Origin of the sequence: Collinsella sp. CLA-JM-H32B (assembly GCF_040098065.1) — a bacterium.
Taxonomy (GTDB): Bacteria; Actinomycetota; Coriobacteriia; order Coriobacteriales; family Coriobacteriaceae; genus Collinsella.
The window spans coordinates 102,002-121,383 of record NZ_JBBNNA010000001.1 but is presented as its reverse complement, the minus strand read 5'-3'; the positions used below and the strand labels follow the sequence as shown (position 1 = coordinate 121,383).

The following is a 19,382-nucleotide window of genomic DNA, read 5'->3' as shown; positions in this document are numbered from 1 at the left end:
AATGATAGCATGGGAACACAGCAAATACCACTTACAGTGGTTGTAAGGATTCAGGATATAAGTGGCGGCTCAAGGGGGACGAGCATATATTTTGTAAGAGCATCAGGCGACAATGATAAAATACACCGGATCGACTCCTTGGCAAACCAGTTCGTTTTAATTGTATCCCAATCAGCAAGTCGGATAATCTCTGCTGTGCCGTTCTCAAAATCAACTGAAACTTCGCCCCATTCGCCGTCGCAGTCTGCTTGGTATTCGTAGATTGCGGCGGCGCTTTTCTTTTTGCGCTTGGTTTTGGATTTCTGTTTCAGCCGGACAGCATGGAGCGCACCTTCGGCAACCAGCAGTTCTGTCAGTTTGTCCGCCGCTTTCCGGTAGGCTCGCTCTGCACCGCTGGCAGTGCTGCCCTCAAACATAATCGCCAATTCTTCAAAAGTGGGGCGGTTCTTCCATGAGCCAACTCGCCCACAGGTCATGCAAATTGCTAACCGTTTTTCGAGCAAGGTCTGTTCCCGGTAATTCAGTTTCTCAAATGCCCGCTGCACCTTTTCTGCCTGTATGCCGTTCCAGAGGATATCGGTATAGTTCCAGCTATCGTCAAGGGCTACATCCTCGCCTGTTTCCTCGCCGTTCTCGTCTGTCACATAGAATGGCTGCTGATTGCGGATACCTCGCACAACTTTCAGATAGTCTTCGGCAAGAGCAAGATCACAGTTGTATTTCTTGGAAAACTCGTTGACCGCATCCTTGGTGTTATGATACAGCCACGCCATTGAGCGTATCATTTTGTAATTAGTCAGAGAGGATACCGACCATTTTTCTTCGCCCATGCGAAAACGGAGCATAGCATCCCGGATGAACGGGAAAATGTATGTAGCATACTCTGCACCCTTGGCAAGGTCATAGTCCATCAGCTTTTGGAGCATTTGCTCCCGGCAGGAGAGCTTTATATCTATAAATCGGTCTGTGTCGTACAGATCGCCGCCATCCACACCGAGAAAGTCTTTAATGCGCTTGTTAAGCTGCGGCTCGTAGTGGTGCAGGAAGAATGAGAAATATAGCAAATTCTTTTCCTGCAAGGCAGACAGGATATATTCGTTCAGATTGCCCACCGCTGGAGGCTCCGGTTCCAGTTGGAAGATGCGCTCTGCCACATAGGGAATGATGCCGTCACCGTGCGGATTGACATGATGTTTCGGTATGTATCCAGTCATATTCCATGTAAAATCATTCAGCATAGCGCACCTCCTTCCAGTTTAGTAATACTCATAAATATCCCGTGGTCAACTAATGGGTTATTTATTACTTTATTTTCTTTAACATACGGTGATAAATAGGTGCATTTGGTGCAGGAGTTGTGATTGGGACCAGAAGTCCCTCTTTGATAAATTGTTCCACACGCAAAGCAATCCACCCATCACCGATCCCTAATTGATTCTTTCCAAGAACCTGTCCAACAAGCACGCTTTCCTTAAACTCGTCGTCCAGTGTATCCAATTCTCGAAGAATAAATGTATCATACAGAGTTTCTGATACGCTGACCAGTTTGCCGTTTATAACAGCACGAAGAGGAGAATTTTCCTGTTGGAGTTCTCTCCAGCGGTTAGCCAAACTACGAAGGTAATTTGTTGGCAACTTCTTTCCAAGAGATGCCATCCGTCCCAAGTGATAAGGTTCAACTTCTCCCCAACCGTTATACTGGACAATGCATCCATCTGGTCTTGTTTCCCACATTGGAAGCTCCACAATGGTAACATCCAATTTTTCAAAGCCGATTGGTCGTAGTTGTTCCAGAAGCCAATACAATCCGCACACATCATCTGGTTCTCGTCCGACCCAAACACGAATCGGCTCTCCGTTTTGTGCTTTTTCCAGTAGCGTAGCATAGTTCTTTCGGGATGTATTGAGAAGTTCAGTTACGATTTCAGATGCCATATCGGGCAGTATGCTTAGTAGCAAAGATAATGCCGACTCACGCTCCAAACAAATTCCTGCTTCGGAGATGTTGCCCACAGACAATGCCAACGGAAGATTAACTATGTCCTTACGATTTCCCTCCAACGGTATAGCATTCTCCCAACCAGAACGCTCCCGTTCTTCTGCTTGATGCTGGAACTTTTCTATTTCTTCTTTTGAAACTGTCCCATCAGAGATAATTACACTGGTTGCTCCGCCTAAAAAACCCTTATGTCCAATCGCAACCGCCATAGTCCCTGCGGCACTGTCGCTAAATACTACTTCTAACATAACGTTGCTCACCTCTTAGCTAAATTCAAATTCTTTTTAGTGCTTCTTTCTTCAAAGCCGCCTGTCCCATTTCTTTTTCATAATCGCCCTTGGCATAAGCGACATTGCTCAATGCCTGGAGCATCTTATCTTTTGCCAGCTTTTTCATGACCTCCGCAAGATCTTCATCCAGAGTACCACGCTTTATATAGCGGTTTATGGTGTTCAGACGCTTCTCATGTATCTGCTTCACTGGATGATCATCCGCAAGCTCCCGTTGTTCTCTGCCTTTCAGATTGCCGATCTGCCGACAGGTGCGGTGCAGCTTATCTCCCGGCGCATAACCGCCGCAGTATTTGGTGTGCCTTGCGTTGGTTGTCAGAAACCATTTGCCGCAGATCCGGCACTTCTTAGGAGCGTGACCGACACACAATCCCTCAAAGAGATCTGACCGGAACATCCCTACAAAGGACACATAGTGCATCCGTTTGACGAGCTTCGCCACATTTTCGCCGGGACGGATGACAGATACATACTGAACGGAGTTGTTCAGGGTAGACATCCAGGCATTTCCCTCAGTAATAGAAAAGTCCGGAGGGAAATAGCTTCCAAACATTTTTGCAAAGCCCTCTGCGGTGCGGTCAGCTTCGTTGCCGTCTGATTTTTCTGCAAAATCAAGCATTGCCTTTTGGTATTCCCCAAGGGAGTATGCCAGATGCCCGAATACAGCGGTATAGCGTTGGAGCATCATCGCATCGGCATATCTCGGAACTTCTTCAAGCTGCAAGGAGTTGGTTGTGGCTTTTATGGCAAACTCCATATATTTCAGAGCATTGTCCGCAGTAAAGACTTTTTCAATCTGTTCTCTGTGTTTTGGAATATCCATGTAGGAGAACGGCGGTGTTTTACTGAGAATATCAAGCATCGCCAGAGCAGCTTCCCTTGCCATAGGAAAGAGTGCAGAAGCGTCCTCTCCGGCGTTCAACATTCCAAGCAGCAGATTGATTTTTTCGCATTGCTCATTCATCTTTGCAATGGCATCCGCAGGAACATTCAGCGCATCACAGGCAAGAGTGCCGACAGGGAATGTTTTGCCCTCATATATGACCGTATCCTGCCAAAAATCCAATGTCATCAGTTCTTGATTCATGCTTGCCCTCTTGTCCTGTTTTTTTACTTTTCCAATTATACCATGCAAATGTGAAGAAATCTATATCCTCCGAAAAGTTGTCCTGTTTTTTGAAATAGGCTTGTCCTGCTATTAGCCTGTTTTTTGAGAAATCCGGCATAACCATAGTAGAAAGAGCGAAACACCTGCCAATCACGGCGGGTGTTTCGTGCTTTCTGAATACTATGAACGGAGGTTTTCTATGACAATCTATGAAACCATCAAGGTGGCAATCAGCGTAAAGCAAGCCGCCGAACACTACGGGCTGAAAGTCAACCGAAACGGCATGGCTTGCTGCCCGTTCCACAATGACAGGCATCCGAGCATGAAGCTGAATGAGGATTATTTCTTCTGCTTTGGCTGCGGAGTCAAGGGGGATGTGATCGACTTCGTGGCAAGGTCGTTCGATCTGAGCAGCTATGAAGCAGCACAAAAGCTGGCTTCGGATTTTGGGCTTGACCCGAAACCGCCCACTTCCGCAGCTATGCTCAAGCCCAAACGTCCCTATATCCGTCAGTTTCGGGAGGACGAAATGCTGTGCTTCCGGGTGCTGATGGATTATCTGCATCTGCTGGAAGATTGGAAAGTGCGATATGCACCGAAAACACCGGACGATGATCTGGATGACCGTTTTGTGGAAGCCTGCCAGATGATTGATTATATCGAATATCTGGCAGATATTTTGACAGTCGGTGATTTAGAAGAACGGGTTGCCGTGGTGGACGAGCTAATGAAGGAGAGCAAGATTGCTTTCCTTCGGAACTATGTGGCACGGAAACGAAAGGAGGGGTTGTCCCATGGGGAAGAAAGGTAAAATGCCGGATATGAATCTGCCGATCTGGTTTGACGGGCAGAACATCAATGAAGCTCTGTTCTGTGAAGAATTTCTGCGTGAGCGCAGAATCATCTTCGCAAACGGAGCTTTTTTTACGCCCGATGGTCGGGTAACAGACGATCTCCCTCTCCGGGGTGAGATTTACGACAAGCTGAAATTCTGTGCCGTGAACAACATCCCCCGGAAGATCACCAATATTCTGGAGGTGCTGAAACTGGAAGCACAAGTGCCTGACTTTCCTCCGGAGCAGGATCGGATTCATGTTGCCAACGGTACGCTGCTGCAGAACGGAACATTCACTGAGGGCAGACCTGCTATCGTGCGGAGCCGTCTGCCTGTTGCCTACAATCCCGATGCTCCTGCTCCTGTGGTCTGGCTGAACTTTCTGGATGACCTGCTTCATACAGAGGACATTCCCACTTTGCAGGAGTTTATCGGCTACTGCCTGATTCCCTCCAACAAAGGACAGCGCATGATGGTGATTAAGGGCAACGGCGGCGAGGGTAAATCCCAAATCGGTGCGGTGCTTTCGGCAATCTTTGGCATGAATATGAAAGACGGCAGCATCGGAAAGATTTCCGAAAACCGCTTTGCCCGTGCCGATCTGGAACATATCCTCTTGTGCGTGGATGATGATATGCGGATGGAAGCTCTGCGCCAGACCAACTATGTGAAATCCATCGTGACAGCACAGGGCAAGATGGATTTGGAACGCAAGGGCAAGCAGAGTTATCAGGGCTGGATGTTCGTCCGGCTGCTTGCGTTCAGCAACGGCGATTTGCAAGCTCTTTATGATCGCAGTGACGGATTTTATCGCAGACAGCTTGTGCTGACCACCAAGGAAAAGCCTGTGGATAGAGCTGATGATCCTGACCTTGCGGAGAAGATGAAAGCCGAAGCCGAGGGCATCTTCCTGTGGGCATTTGAAGGCTTACAGCGGCTTGTTGCCAACAACTTCAAATTCACAGAGAGTGACCGTATCCGGGAAAACCGGGAAGCGGTCAAGCGTGACAATAATAATATCTTTGATTTCATGGAATCGGAGGGATACATCCGGTGCAAAGCGGATGCGTCCATCAGCTCCAAGGATTTCTATGAAATCTACCGGATGTGGTGCGAAGAAAATTCCCTTGCACCGCTGAAAGCCCGCAGCTTCAGCGACGCCATGATTGCCAATGCCGGGAGATTCAATCTGGAACATTGCAACAACATCACCAACTCTGCCGGACGGCGGGTGTGGGGATTTATGGGTGTGGAAGCTGTGGCAAGACCTCATATAAATGGGTTTTACGATGTTTCGTCATGTACGTACGTACCGGAGGAATGGCGGGATTGATTTTGCCAGTCATGCTCTGTACGTATGTACGCAGCATTTACCCCTGTTTTCTCCCATTATAGGAAACAACGGCTTTCAGAGACAACCTGTTTTCGGGTATTGAAAATCAATGGCAATGGAAACAGCAAAGTTTTTGACCGCAGGACGAAGCTATTTCACGAAATCGTGCTTCTCTGAACCGTGTACCCTGTTCACGGAACAATAGATGTTTTCATTTTTCCAGACCAAATCACACGAAACAGTAAAGCGGGATATGGTCATATATGGACAGGACATCACAAGCAAAATTCTGAACGGATTTCAGAGATTGCAGATTTTTCACTGTTCGGTGTATCTGCTCCGTTTTGGGGTGCAGAGATTGTACCGAACCACAAACAGAATTATGGAGGATTTTTCAATATGAATGTACGCAATGAAATCAAGGCACAGATCATCCGTGCTGGGATGACCATGCAGGAAGTTGTTGACCTGCTCTCGGACGAGTACGGATGGAGCGACAGCGTTTCCAACCTGTCCGCAAAATTACAGCGGGAAAGCATCCGATACAAGGAAGTATTGGAGCTTGCCGATGTGCTGGGATGCGACATTGTATGGCAGCAAAGACGGGAGAAGTGATGCCCCCGGCAACAGCCCCTCGCATCTTCCGTCCCCATAGGCACACCGCAGTGCTGCCTATGGATGGCAGTGAAAGACGCTGCCAACGTCTGCAAGAAACGTTCCGCAGAACAGCTTCATGCAGACGGGCTGACCATGGGAAAAGTTGCAGACATTTTGCCTTGGTCAGCAGAGGTCACCGCAGTGACCGCACACCCCCTCGGGAGAGCCCACGGCACTTTGCAGCCAGAATGGATGAAAGTGTTATAGTGGGTTATTACACTTCCGCAGAAGTGCATCCCCGCAGCCCCGCCCGTCTGCTACTCTCGAAAGAAAGGAAAAAACCTATGGCAAGAAACGATGGAATTGACCGTACCTTTGCCCGTAACCAGGACTTGCCCACCCTCGACGATGTGGCGAAAGTTCAGGAGCATAACGAGCGAGAAAAAGACAGCTACTCCAATCAAGATATTGATACCACCCAGACCCACCGCAATGTCCACTTCAAGAAACCTACCGACAGCTATGCCGCCATGTTCGATCAGATGATTGCAGATGGTGTTATCTCCACCCGTGGTCTGAAAGCCGATGCGGTGAAATATGGGGAGCTGCTGTTTGATGTAAACTCTGCCTACTTCCACAACCACGGCGGCTATGAATATGCCAAACAGTTCTATGCCGATGCCTACAAAGCCGCCGTGGAGATTGTGGGCGGCGAGCAGTATATCCTCTCCGCTGTGATGCACGCCGATGAGCGCAACCGGGCAATGTCCGAAGCCCTGGGCGAGGATGTGTATCACTACCACCTCCATGTGGTTTATATCCCGGTGGTGGAAAAGCAAATCCTGTGGTCGAAGCGGTGCAAGGATGAATTCCTCCGGGGAACGGTAAAAGAAACGATCACACAGGTCAGCCGCAGTAAGAAATGGGAATCCAAACCCGTTCTCAATGAAGATGGCAATCCGATGTTGAACGCAAAAGGGAAAAAGATTTTGAAGTCGTCCTACAGTGTGCTGCAGGATGACTTTTTTAATTTCATGCGAGCCGCCGGATATACCGATGTGGAGCGTGGAGAGCGTGGCAGTACCGAGGAACATCTGACGGTGACACAGTTCAAGTTACAGGCCGAACAGCACCGCCTGGAAACTGTGACCGGACAGGTGGAACAGGCCGAGCAGAGTTTGGCGGATGCCAAGGCTGCTACGGAGAAGCAGAAAAAGAAACTGGAAGCTCTGCAAAAGGAAACCAAGGCAGCAAAGACCATTGCGCTGACGGTGCAGGATATTGAGGAAATGGGCAAGAAAAATGCCCTCACCGGAAATGTCTCGCTCACGCCGGATCAGTGCGATACACTCAAACGCTATGCGGTCAACGGCATTATTGCCAATGCTGACAATAAGCGTTTGAAAGAGAAACTGGCTTCTGCTGAAAAAACAATTTCCATCTGGAAACAGCGGTATGAAGCAGTAAACGAAAAATATATGGAACTGAAACAGAAAGCCCAGCCTTTCTTGGATGCGATAGAGATTGCGTCTGAAAGGGTTTGGGCTTTTGTTCATGCCATTCTCGCCAGAGGAAAGGAAACACAGGAACATAAGCACCCTGCCCGTAAGCGTAGGCAGGATATGGAAATTTAAGAAAGGAACTATTTGCCTATGAATAAAACCGTAGAGGAAATTAACAAGATGATTATGGAAGATGCCCCGATGGAAGAAATCAATGATGCCATCGGCTATATTGATATTTACTCCTGCTTCGACCCGATTTTTGAGCCGCCCATTGATTTTTTGGAAGAATGCCGCAAGCATTGGGAAACAGCGCAGTCTTCTTTCCGCAAAACCATTGAGCGTAAGATCGGGAACACATGGTATGTGATTGAAACAGAATGTGACGGGAATGAGCCGCTTGCCGACAAGGTAAAACGGCTCATTTTTTCTGACAAGGGGGTGATTTGTTAATGACTGCGACACAAAAGCATGATATAATTCCAGTATGCACAACGGTACTGTCGGCTGACCAACAACCGAAGGAGGATATTATGTTGGATCAGCAGAAAATTACCATTCTCTACTGTCGTTTGAGCAATGAGGATGCCCAAGATGGAGAGAGTAACAGTATCGCAAATCAGCGAGAGTATTTAACCCGATATGCCCGTGACCACGGGTATACAAACCTGAAAATTCTGGTGGATGACGGTTATACGGGGACGAACTTCAATCGTCCCGGTGTGCAGGAGGGCTTTGAGCTTGTCAAGCAGGGGCTTGTAGGCTGCTGGCTGGTCAAAGACCTCAGCCGATTTGGTCGTGACTATCTGACTGTTGGACAATATACGGATATTATCTTTCCGAGCTACGATGTCCGCTTTATCGCCGTAAATGACGGTGTGGACAGCAACTGGGGAGACAGCGAGGGCTTCGCCGCAATCCGTAATCTGTTCAACGAGTGGTATCCCCGTGATACCAGCAAGAAAGTCCGTGTCAGTTTGCGGCAGAGAGGAACCAGTGGGAAGCACATGGGCAAACCGCCCTACGGATACCGCTGTGACCCGGAGGACAAGGATCACTGGATTCTGGATGAAGAAGCGGCTCCGGTAGTCAAGCTCATCTTCGACCTTTGCATTGACGGCAAAGGCCCGGAGCAGATTGCAAGGATTCTGGAAGAAAAGCAGATTCTGACCGCAAAAGCTCTGTATGCCAAGCGAAAGAAAAAGCCGATGCCGGAAAGACCGTACCACTGGAGCAACCAGTCCATTGTAGGGATTTTGGAACGGCAGGAGTACACAGGCTGTACCTGCAACTTCAAGACTTATTCCAAGTCCTACAAGCTGAAAAAGCGGATTCCCAATGAGCCGGAGAATATGTTTTATCTGCCGGACACACAGGAAGCGATTGTATCTCAGGCACAGTTTGACAGGGTGCAGGAACTGAGGAAAAACAAACGCCGCCCCGCAAAAGCGGAACGGCAGGGATTGTTCTCAGGGCTTCTGTTTTGTGCCGATTGCGGCGGCAAGCTCCACTTTGCCACAAGCAAAAGCTTTGAGGGCAAGCAGGATCACTACGTCTGCAACAACTACAAGAGCAACCGTGGTACTTGTACTGCCCACTATATCCGGGAAGATGTGCTTCGTGAAATCGTTCTGGAACGCATCCGGGCAGTCAATGAGTATATCCGAAGCGATGTGGACGGTTTTCAGGAGGAATGGCTGCAATGCCGCAGGACTGACCAGGAGCGCAGCATCCGGGATGACAAAAAGAAGCTGGAACAGGCAAAGAAACGCCTTGCCGATCTGGATGTCATCATCTCCCGGCTGTACGAGGACTATGTTCTTGGAAATCTCAATCAGGACAGATACAGAAAGATGTCTGCGGACTATGAAGCCGAACAGGAACGGTTAAAGCTCGAAATTGAAGTTATCGAAGAATGGGTGGAACAGCGGGAAGAAATGAATGACGGTCTGGATGCCTTTATCGCCCTGACACAGAAATATGTGGATGTGGAGGAACTGACACAGACCATCGTGAACGAGTATATCAAGAAGATCGTTGTCTATGCCCCGGACAAGTCCAGCGGCAAGCGCAAGCAGAAAGTGAAGATTTTTTTCAACTTTGTGGACGATGTGGATATTCCCGTTATTTCCGAGCCTATTGTCACACAAACAACCTATGAACGCAGAAAAACGGCGTGACCTTCGGGTCACACCGTTCTCTGCGACAAAATAGTTACTTGTCACTATTAAGCCTTGCCTTCCGGGCCCTTTTTCTGTGCCAATGCCGGCACACGGCAAAAGACGCACTCATATCTTTACCAAAAGCGCGAAATCCACCCTTCGAGGCCCAAAAAATAAAGCCTCAGGCGCTAAAAGTGTTCGCCCGGTGGCAAACCCACACCTTATCCGACGCTGCTGAATCGTTTTAGCAAGAACCAGATCGACCTGGTTTTCGGAAGTATGCGGCAAATTCCGAGACCTCCGAGCACGCCCTGTTTTTTCATAACAAAATGCCTGATAAACTAGGCTCAACAGCCAGGTCTGCTCATAGGGTTCAGATTTTGCCGCATACTTCCGGATTGACGCTGGCATCGCACGGTCCAAAAGCACATTTCGACCAGGAGGACGTCATGGACCTGACGTTATGCGGTCAATCCGCTTTTAACTATTACCGCATCCCGCCGCAGGTATTAGGCCTTTACCCCGCTGTCAGTCTAGACGACATGGATCGCAGATGTTGCGGCCTCGGAAGTCATGCAGTTGTAAAAGACCTGCTTCACGCACCGCTTCACAGGCTTGTATTCACTCGGGCACAATCCGGGTCGCGAAACCTGTTTAAATCGCATCTCCTGACCCAAGAGCCCCCTCCGGGGTCATTTAGGCAAACTGAACATGGATTTGATGTCACGTCGCCCGAGTTTACGCTGCTCAGCCTTGCTACGCAGGTCTCACGCAACCGGTTACTCATGGCTTGCTACGAGATGTGCGGCTCCTTTGCAGTGTTCACGCCTTGTAAACGGGCGCAGCAGCAGCTCGATGAAGCAATTTCGCTTAAGCTCATTCCGCCCGACTGTGGTTGGAAACGCGTTGTCGACACCAAGGGCAATGACACCAATTTGTGGAAACGCGCGCCAACCCTCAGCGCGGCGGATATCGCCGCGTTCGCCAAGCAGGCCACAGGCCTGCGCGGCGTTAAACAACTGCGATGGGCGGCCGAGCACATGACGGGGCAGACCGCCTCGCCCTTCGAAGTACAGACCTCCATGCTTGTCTCGCTCCCCCGCGACGAGGGCGGCATGGGCATCAACATCGCAAACAACGTGCGTATCCCGCTCAGCGAGGACGCGCGTTCGCTGTATGACAAAACCTGCTGCTACGCCGATATCCTCATCGAGAGCAACACCGACAGTATGGGCGTCATCTTGGAATGCCAAGGTCGCTCCGCCCACGATGGCGAAGCCGCAAGTCTCTCCGATGCCGAGCGCACCACCGCGCTCAGCAGCATGGGCTATGACGTTATCCAGATAACCTATGAGCAAATCAAAGACACGAAGAGCTTTCGCAACATCGCCGAACTCATCCATAAAAAGGCGGGGCTCCCCTACATCCCAAAGACCGATCAGGAACGCACCACCGAAGATGCCCTGCGACGGGAGCTGTTGGTCAATTGGGACGAACTGTTTACCGTCAAGCCGTCCGGCTAGCAGCTAGCGATCAGAGGCAGCGCGGGTGTGCCGGGAGCGGCCACGCGCTCGGCAAAGCCCGCCTCGGTCAGCTCGATGACCTCGGTAAACGTTGCGTTGAAGAACTCCTCGGTTAGCAAGCGATACGGCGGATGATCGGGCTCGCCGGGGTTTTCGCGCACAATCTCGTGCATGACGCCGATGGTCTTGAGCACATACTCCTTATGAATGGGATACTGTCCAAAACGCGTCGCCGCGGTATACAGGCGATCGGTCGCGCGCGGAATCGAAACTATGCCGAGCGTCTTGCCAAACCAGTCAAAGTCGCCTTGCTTTTTAATGCGGAATTCCTCGCACGGCTTGCCGCCGTGCGCCTCCAGGTACTGATTCACGCACGTATTCCATACGGTATCGGCCACCAGATGCGACCAGACACCCAGTGTCAAATCGAGCAACGACTGCGCCACGTCCTCGGACGCAAGCGAGAACTCACGAGCGCCGGGACCGATAACCGGCTCAGCATCCCTATAGCGCTGGGGATAGTGCACGCGGTTCAATCGCTCGCGTTCCTCGATAATCGAGGTCGCCGCGGCCGGCGCACCGCTGGGCGAACTTTTAAGCAGTGGCGCCACATAGGTATCCCAGAACTCGTGCTCGCGCGGCTTAGGGATAGGCTCGGGCTTTGCAAAGTGCGTAATGCGGTACGGGATGGGATCGGCGATGCCAGGGACCATATAGCCCACGAAGATATCCGGAACCACGCAGCCAAACAAAAAGGCATTGCGGTCGCGCACGCTATTGGCAAGCGCACCGGTGCACTCCAGCAAACGCTCCGTCTGAGCAATATGAATGTTCCAGCTTGGCATAGCCACCCCCATAAAAAACCTGGATAACTATACCATCACGGCAAAGCCGCGCGGGCGGCTACGCACGCTCTACGCAGCAACTATTCCGTAGCACCGCTTTCGGTTCCATACGACGGCACGGGCGCCTCGACCACATGGTGATATCGATCGATATAGATTGCACGGGCCCCCAGGCGGCGCACCAAATCTTGATGGTGCGTGCTCATCAAAACCGTCTTACCGGCAGCAACGTAGGCCAGCAAAAAGTTGACCACGATGTCGCACGAGTCCTCATCGAGCCCGTTGGTAGGCTCATCGAGCACTAGGATATCGGGGTTCATCGATACGACTGCCGCCAGCGCCACACGCTTCTTTTGCCCGCCCGAAAGCTGATAGGGCGAAGCATCGACCAGGTCGGCAACTTGAAACAGCTCCAGGGCATCGCGCACGCGACGGTCGAGCTCGCCCGCTGGCAGCCCCATTTGAGCCGGACCAAAAGCAACTTCCTCGCCCACCGTAGCGCAGAACAGCTGAGCATCAGCATTTTGAAACACAAAACCTACGCGCTGATGAAAACGCTGAGCGGCCGCGGAATCCTTGAGATACGCTGCGTCAACCACGCGTCCATCAAACAGATACGTGCCAGCATCCGCGAGCTCAAGGCCATTGATGAGCCTCATGATCGTGGTCTTGCCGCAGCCGTTGGGGCCGAGCAGCGCAACGAGCTCCCCGCGGTCCACCTGCAGCGATACGCCGTCGACCACCGTATGACCCGTATAGGAGAACACCACGTCGCGCAGCTCGATGAGCGGCGCGACCTCGGCGCCGCCCGCACCGTTCGTGCCCGCCGCACTATTCATATCGATCGTCAAAACGTCGCCCTTCCCCATTTGCATCCCCAGTCGAAACCAGCAGCGCCTACAGCACGGCGCACAACACTGCCAGCAGCGCCACGCCGGCCGCATAGACCGCATTGCGCCAGCCAAACCCGGCGCGCGCGGGCGCCGGATACACACCGGCAAAGCCGCGGCAAAGCATAGCCTCATCCATTGCGCGGCTGCATTCCATCGCCTTGATAAAGGTCATGCCCATGATACCCGCGATCGAATCGGTGCGCGAAAATCCCTCAGGCGCACGGCCAACGCTGCGCAGCATGACCGATTCACACAGATTGTGCGCTGTGCGACCCAGCACCTCGATGTGCTTGAGCGCCATATCAAACGTAAAGATAACTTCGTCGGGAAGATGCAGCATCTTGAGCGCCGCCGACATGCGGCTCCACGTGAGGGTCCACGAAACGCCCAGCACCAGCGACACATTAATGAAGGTCTTGAGCGCAATCTTGAGCATGGCGCCCGTGGCAGACGAGCCCAGCAGCAGGGCAGGCAGTGCCAGAACCAGTGCAAGCCCCGTGGCGCCAAGCGCCGGTACAAAGGTCGCGCGCAGCCCGCGTGCGGGGCGCACCGCGACCAGCAGCAACGCGACCGCCGCCATCAACATCAGGTACAGCGGGCTCTGCGTCAGACACACGCACAGGACGCAAACGAACATCCCCACCAGGCGCACCGGCGCCGAAACGCAAGAAAGGGCGCGGTCGATCATCGACCCGCCCTCGTGCGCGCCTCCACCCAGGCGAACCCGCTCAAGCAGGCTCGCCAGGTGCAGGACATTCTTTTGCATCACGCGATGACGAGCCCCCGCGGACTCGTATCGCTCCTCGACCGCAAGCCAGCTAGGCAGCTCGGCTATTGCCATGAGCACCGCTTTCCTTAACCGTCAGCGAGATCAGACGAAATGCGATGGTGAGCACCGCCACGCCAATCACGCCGGACAGGATATACATGGCAGCCTGGCCGGCAAAGCCAAGGCCCTGTTCCTCGGAATAGGCCTGCAGGTAATCACCCGTAGGCAGAGCGTCGGCAAAAGTCGGGGTGTCGAGGCCGACCGAAGCCTGCAGGCTGTCGTCGCCAGCCTCCTGAACGGCGGTCGCGGCGCCCTCGGCATCCCACTCACCCCAGGCGTCACCGGTGGCAAGCAAGCCGAGCGGCGTAGCCACGACAAGCACGGCGACCAGAATGAGCGTGGGGACCAGCGAGGTCTTCTTGGCAGCAGTGACCTCGGCAGCAAGCTGGCCATCGACGGCCTCGGGCCCGACGATAACGCTCGGCGCCGTCTTCTTAATGAAACCGTAGATGGCAGCCGTCGCCACGCCCTCGATCACGCCGGCAACCAGCATATGCGGGATCATCATGGCCGGAATAGCCACGGACAGCGGGAAGGGGCAGTACAGCGGAGCGCCCGAAGCGTTGGTGAAGAGCATGGGCTGAATGCCAAACTCGATTGCCGCGCACAGGGCCGCCAGGCACAGGCCGACCCAACCGCTCACGATGGCAGAAACCGAGGTGCCCCAGCTCTTGTCGTGCAGACGGCTGTTGAGCGCACGGAAGACAATAGCAGCGGCAGACGGCAGCACAAAGGCCATGTTAAAGCAGTTGGCGCCAAAGGACAGAACGCCGCCGTCGCCAAACAGCAGCGCCTGCAGCGCCAGCGCGACCGAGACAGCGATAGCCGCGGCCTCGGGGCCCAGCAGCAGCGCGATGAGCGCGCCGCCAACAGCGTGACCAGTGGTGCCGCCAGGCAGCGGCACGTTGAACATCATGAGCAAGAAGGAAAATGCGGCGCAGATACCCAGGAAAGCCATGTGCTCGCGATCGAGCGTGGCGCGCACCTTTTTGATGCAGTGAACCCATACGGGCACCATCGCCACCGCCATGACGGCATCGGTCTGCGGGGACAGGTAGTTGTCTGGAATGTGCATATACGCCTCCCGGTTATCGGCGCACGGAATTGCAACGCCGCTAAAATCACCTTGTCAGTGTTACGTAATGTCAGATTCGTAACACGCCGCGGGCTATCATAGCAAAACGGCGCACTGCCGACAAAGCAGCACGCCGTTATGTAATGCGCGTGTCATATATGCAGGCTCAGCAGCGCCTTATATCGAGCATAGCAGTCACGTAGGACTCGGCGGCAGCCACCGCTGGCCTATACCCAGCGCAAGCCCTATCCGCGGACCTCGCCGTTTACGCCCTTGCACACCTTGGTGACGATCTTCTGGTGCGCCTTCTCGACCTCTTCGCTGGTGAGCGTATGGTCGTCGGAGCGATACGTAAGCGCAAAGGCCATGGACTTCTTGCCCGCTCCGATGCGGATGGGATCGCGGTAGACGTCGAACAGGCGCACGCCCTCGAGCAGCTTGCCGCCGGCGCTGGTAATGCGGCGCTCAAGATCCTCGCAGGTCACGGAGTTATCAACCACGATAGCAAGGTCGTGCTCAACGGCAGGGTACTGCGAGAACTCGCGGTAGTTCTCCTGATTGCGGGCGCCCTTGATCAGCTTGTCCAGGTCGAGCTCAAAGGCAACGACGACCTCGTCGATACCGCAGGCCTCGCGCGCCTCGGGGTGAATCTCGCCGACCCAGCCCAGCACGGTGCCGCCGGACAGAACCTCGGCCGCACGACCCGGCTGCAAGAAGGCATAGCCCTCTCCCTCGACGGGACGGAAGCGAACCTTCTCGATGCGCAGCTGGGCAAGCAGCTCCTCGACAATGCCCTTGCCAAAGAAGAAGCGCAGCTTGCGGTACTTCATGTTCCAAGACTGCTCGCTCCACTGGCCCGAGAGCACACCCGCCACGGACTTGGTCTCCTTGGGCAGGCTGGCGTTCTCGCGACCGTGGAACAGGCTACCGACCTCGTACAGGTGCACGTTGGGCGTGCCGTGGGCCTCGTTATAGGCCACAGACTGCAGCAGGCCCGGCAGCAGCGAACGACGCATCTCGGTCTGCTCGGCTACCAGCGGGTTCATGAGCACCACGGGGCAACCGCGGCCCTCGGTGGACATACCGATCTTCTCCAGGTCGCCCGGAGCGGCAAAGCCGAAAGTCGTGGTCTCGTTGAGGCCGCAGGCGCGCAGGATCTCGCCGACCTTACGGGTGAGCTTCTGCTCGCGGGTCAGGCCGCCAATATGGTTCTTGGCAGCCGGGATGGTCGCCGTCACACGGCCCATGCCCCACAGGCGCAGGACCTCCTCGATCAGATCGATCTCGCGCGGCAGGTCGGGGCGAAAGCTCGGCGGAGTGACCATAAAGTCCTCGCCGTCGCGCTCGACGGTGCAGCCCAGGCGAGTGAGCGAACGCTCGATAAAGTCGGGGTCGATGTCGGCACCGCAGATGGCATGCACGCGGGCCAGGCGCAGCTTAATGCTGTCGATGGTCTTGGGCGCGGGGAAAACGTCGACATAGCCAGGAGCAACCTCGCCGCCGGCGATCTCCTCGATGAGCGCGCACGTGACGTTGGCGACGTCCACGCAGCCGGTCTCGTCGACCTGGCGCTCAAAGCGAATGGAGGCATCCGAGATCAGCGACAGGTCGCGGCTGGTGTGCGAGGTGCGACCGGCGTTGAAGCAGGCGCTCTCGACCATCACATCGACGGTATCGTCCTCGATCTCGGAATCCATGCCGCCCATAACGCCAGCCAACGCCACGGGGCGCTCGCCGTCAGTGATAAGGCCCATGCCGGCGTCGAGCGTGCGCTCCTCGCCGTCGAGCGTCGTGAACTTCTCATCCTGCTGGGCGGCGCGAACCACCACGCGGCGGTGGCCATCGCGCTCGGCAAAGGTGTCCAGGTCAAAGGCATGCAGCGGCTGACCGGTGAGCATCATCACGTAGTTGGTGATGTCGACAATGTTGTTGTGCGGACGCACGCCCAAGGCGTTAAGGCGCTTGACCATCCAGTCGGGCGAGGGGCCGACCTTCACGTTGCGCACGATGCGGGCGACATAGCGGTCGCACAGGCCCTCGTCGGCGATCTCGACGGAAAGCTCGTCGTCGGTCGCGCGGCCGGTCTCGGCCTTGATGGTGGGCAGCTCAACGTGGAAATCGCGATCGAAGATGGCGCCGGTCTCGCGGGCCATGCCGATCATGGACAGGCAGTCGGGACGATTGGGCGTGATCTCGCAGTCGAGCACGGTGTCGCTCGAGCCCACGTACTCGGCAAACGGCATGCCGCAGGGCGTATCCTCGGGCAGGATCATAATGCCGGAGTGGTCGCCGCCCAGGCCGAGCTCTCGCGCGGAGCAGTTCATGCCCACGGACACGACGCCGCGAAGCTTGCTCTTCTTGATCTTGACGTCGCCGGGCAGGACAGCGCCGATCATGGCCGTGACGATGTGGTCACCAGCCTCGAAGTTCTGCGCGCCGCAGACGATCTGCAGCGGGGCGGGGTTGCCATCGGCGTCGAGGTTCTTGTCGCCCACGTCGACCGAGCACACATACATGTGGTCGCTATCGGGGTGCGGGGTCTTGGTGAGCACCTTGGCGGTCACCACGTGGTCGAAGGACTCGCCCACGGTGTCGATCGCCTCGACCTCGGTGCCGGTACGGATATATTCGTCCGAAAGGGTCTTGGGATCCTCCGGAATATCGATCATGGTCTTGAGCCAGTCGTAAGAAACACGCATCTAGCTCTCCTTTCATACTGAAAGCCTGCGAAAAGATGCAGGTGGAAACTTCAACTTTGTGAACATTCCTTACAAAGCGAGGGTTGTCCAAGTGCGGCAGATCGGCCCGAAAGAGGAGCGCCGCGTACTTTGGTACGCAAGCGACGAATGAGCGCCGAGGTGCCGTGCTTGGGCAAGCCGCAGCCTAGAACTGATTCAGAAAACGCATATCGCCCGTCATGAGCGTTCTGAGGTCGGGCAGGTCGTAGCGCAGTGCCGCGACGCGCTCGGCGCCAATACCAAAGGCGAAGCCGGTGTACTTCTCGGGGTCGATGCCGCAGTTGATCAGGACGTTGGGGTCGACCATACCGCAGCCCAGGATCTCGATCCAGCCGCTGTGCTTGCAGAAGTTGCAGCCCTTGCCGCCGCACACGTGGCAGCTCACGTCCACCTCGCAGCTGGGCTCGGTGAAGGGGAAGAAGTGCGGGCGGTAACGCGTCTTGCGATCCTCGCCAAACATGCACTTAACAAAGTAGTCGAGCGTGCCCTTAAGATCGCCAAAGGTGATGCCCTCGTCGACGACCAGGCCCTCAATCTGGTTGAACTGCGGCAGGTGGCAGGCGTCGGCCGTGTCGGGACGGTAGACGGTGCCCGGGCAGATCATGTAGATGGGCGGCTTCTGCGACTCCATGGTGTGGATCTGCACGCCCGAGGTCTGGGTGCGCAGCAGCACGTCGGACTCACCGTGAGCGTGAGCCTCGGGATGCGCGACGCTGCCGGGGTTGTTGTCGACCACATAGAACGTGTCGCGAGCCGAGCGGCTCGGGTGATCCATGGGCGCGTTGAGCGCGGTGAAGTTGTAGTAGGAAGTATCGACCATGGGGCCGGACTCGACGGTGTAGCCGATGCCGCAGAAGATGTCCTCGGCCTCCTCGATGATCTGCTTGATCAGGTGCTGGTGACCGATCTGCGGACGGATGCCCGGCAGCGTGATGTCGACGGCCTCGTGCTCGAGTGTGTGCTTGAGGGCGGCGGCCTTCATCTCGGTGGTGCGCTCGTCGAGCATGCCCTCGATCAGCTGGCGCATCTCGTTGGCGCGTTTGCCCATCATGGGACGATCCTCGGGAGCGAGCTTGCCCATCATGCGCATCAGGCCGGTGATACGGCCCTTGCGGCCGAGCAGCTCAACGCGCGCGGCCTCGAGCTTGGCGGCGTCGTCAGCGCTAGTGACGAGCTCCTTGGCCTCTTCCTCGAGTTTGACCAGATCATCAATCAGACTCATGTCTTCCCTTTCGTCTCTCGCACATCCGCGCTCCGGGACGGCTGACGCCGCCCGATGTTGCGGATGCGCGGCCCGGTTCGGTAACAAAAAAACCGCCCTCGGGCATGTACATTGCCCAAGGACGGTTGAATTCCGCGGTACCACCTTGTTTGACCCGGCGGATGTCTGGCCCGCCGCGCCCACTCTGTGCCTCTTGTCGCGAGGCTCACGGCTTCCCTACTGGGACTTTGCTGCCACTGGCCGCGTGCCCGTTGAGGTCGCTGCTCGGGAGTGAACGCTTGGCCCTTGCCACCGCAGGAAGGCTTGCAGCCCATGACCTTCCCTCTCTTGCCGGCGACGCGGCGGGCAAAACCCTCTCCGTCAACGCATTGGGCTATAGGATAACACATTTCGCGAGCGCATCGCCGCGTTCCGTTTTGTTCGCGCTGGGT

Annotated in this window: 16 protein-coding genes; 7 read left to right on the top strand and 9 right to left on the bottom strand. The window is 54.8% G+C overall.

Annotated features, from left to right (window positions below; all coding sequences use genetic code 11):
* Positions 1-50 precede the first annotated feature (50 nt).
* From AAA138_RS00490 to AAA138_RS00480, 3 genes are all read right to left on the bottom strand, one after another.
* Positions 51-1,238 (bottom strand): hypothetical protein, encoded by a 1,188-nt coding sequence (locus AAA138_RS00490; RefSeq protein ID WP_270441399.1) that lies wholly within the window; start codon positions 1,236-1,238, stop codon positions 51-53.
* 64 nt (positions 1,239-1,302) lie between these two features.
* Entirely contained in the window at positions 1,303-2,247 is a 945-nt protein-coding gene (locus tag AAA138_RS00485) for a DUF3658 domain-containing protein (protein ID WP_274271614.1), read from the bottom strand.
* A gap of 25 nt (positions 2,248-2,272) precedes the next feature.
* Positions 2,273-3,376 (bottom strand): DUF6076 domain-containing protein, encoded by a 1,104-nt coding sequence (locus AAA138_RS00480; RefSeq protein WP_270441385.1) that lies wholly within the window; start codon positions 3,374-3,376, stop codon positions 2,273-2,275.
* 220 nt (positions 3,377-3,596) lie between these two features.
* Between AAA138_RS00480 and AAA138_RS00475 the strand changes: the two genes are divergently transcribed.
* From AAA138_RS00475 to AAA138_RS00445, 7 genes are all read left to right on the top strand, one after another.
* Complete coding sequence (locus tag AAA138_RS00475) at positions 3,597-4,208, top strand: CHC2 zinc finger domain-containing protein (protein WP_109258819.1); 612 nt, start codon at positions 3,597-3,599, stop codon at positions 4,206-4,208.
* Entirely contained in the window at positions 4,192-5,565 is a 1,374-nt protein-coding gene (locus tag AAA138_RS00470) for a phage/plasmid primase, P4 family (protein WP_243141398.1), read from the top strand. Before AAA138_RS00475 ends, AAA138_RS00470 begins: the two co-directional genes overlap by 17 nt.
* A gap of 399 nt (positions 5,566-5,964) precedes the next feature.
* A complete protein-coding gene (locus AAA138_RS00465; RefSeq protein WP_109258817.1) occupies positions 5,965-6,180 on the top strand; it encodes a phosphoribosylglycinamide formyltransferase in 216 nt (71 codons plus the stop codon).
* A 326-nt stretch (positions 6,181-6,506) separates the two neighbouring features.
* Complete coding sequence (locus AAA138_RS00460) at positions 6,507-7,796, top strand: plasmid recombination protein (protein ID WP_109258815.1); 1,290 nt, start codon at positions 6,507-6,509, stop codon at positions 7,794-7,796.
* An 18-nt stretch (positions 7,797-7,814) separates the two neighbouring features.
* Positions 7,815-8,117, top strand: a complete 303-nt coding sequence (locus tag AAA138_RS00455; protein ID WP_085531218.1) for a hypothetical protein — start codon at positions 7,815-7,817, stop codon at positions 8,115-8,117.
* An 80-nt stretch (positions 8,118-8,197) separates the two neighbouring features.
* The gene (locus tag AAA138_RS00450; RefSeq protein WP_349089160.1) at positions 8,198-9,844 is read left to right on the top strand and encodes a recombinase family protein; all 1,647 of its coding nucleotides are present in this window, start codon (positions 8,198-8,200) and stop codon (positions 9,842-9,844) included.
* Between the two features lie 431 nt (positions 9,845-10,275).
* Complete coding sequence (locus AAA138_RS00445) at positions 10,276-11,349, top strand: hypothetical protein (protein WP_349089159.1); 1,074 nt, start codon at positions 10,276-10,278, stop codon at positions 11,347-11,349.
* On the opposite strand, the gene AAA138_RS00440 is transcribed toward AAA138_RS00445, so the two are convergent.
* The 6 genes from AAA138_RS00440 to pheS form a co-directional block, all read right to left on the bottom strand.
* Positions 11,346-12,194 carry a hypothetical protein gene (locus AAA138_RS00440; protein WP_349089158.1) on the bottom strand — a complete coding sequence of 283 codons (849 nt, stop codon included), beginning with the start codon at positions 12,192-12,194 and terminating at the stop codon, positions 11,346-11,348. The genes AAA138_RS00445 and AAA138_RS00440 overlap by 4 nt on opposite strands.
* Before the next feature lie 80 nt (positions 12,195-12,274).
* Positions 12,275-13,045, bottom strand: coding sequence for an ABC transporter ATP-binding protein (locus tag AAA138_RS00435; RefSeq protein WP_349089157.1), 771 nt, complete (start codon positions 13,043-13,045; stop codon positions 12,275-12,277).
* 46 nt (positions 13,046-13,091) lie between these two features.
* Positions 13,092-13,928 (bottom strand): energy-coupling factor transporter transmembrane component T, encoded by an 837-nt coding sequence (locus tag AAA138_RS00430; RefSeq protein ID WP_349089156.1) that lies wholly within the window; start codon positions 13,926-13,928, stop codon positions 13,092-13,094.
* The gene (cbiM, locus tag AAA138_RS00425) at positions 13,906-14,991 is read right to left on the bottom strand and encodes a cobalt transporter CbiM (protein WP_349089155.1); all 1,086 of its coding nucleotides are present in this window, start codon (positions 14,989-14,991) and stop codon (positions 13,906-13,908) included. The genes AAA138_RS00430 and cbiM overlap by 23 nt, the downstream gene beginning before the upstream one ends.
* A gap of 245 nt (positions 14,992-15,236) precedes the next feature.
* Positions 15,237-17,690 carry a phenylalanine--tRNA ligase subunit beta gene (gene pheT / locus AAA138_RS00420; RefSeq protein ID WP_349089154.1) on the bottom strand — a complete coding sequence of 818 codons (2,454 nt, stop codon included), beginning with the start codon at positions 17,688-17,690 and terminating at the stop codon, positions 15,237-15,239.
* 184 nt (positions 17,691-17,874) lie between these two features.
* Complete coding sequence (pheS, locus tag AAA138_RS00415) at positions 17,875-18,951, bottom strand: phenylalanine--tRNA ligase subunit alpha (protein WP_349089153.1); 1,077 nt, start codon at positions 18,949-18,951, stop codon at positions 17,875-17,877.
* Positions 18,952-19,382: the final 431 nt, after the last annotated feature.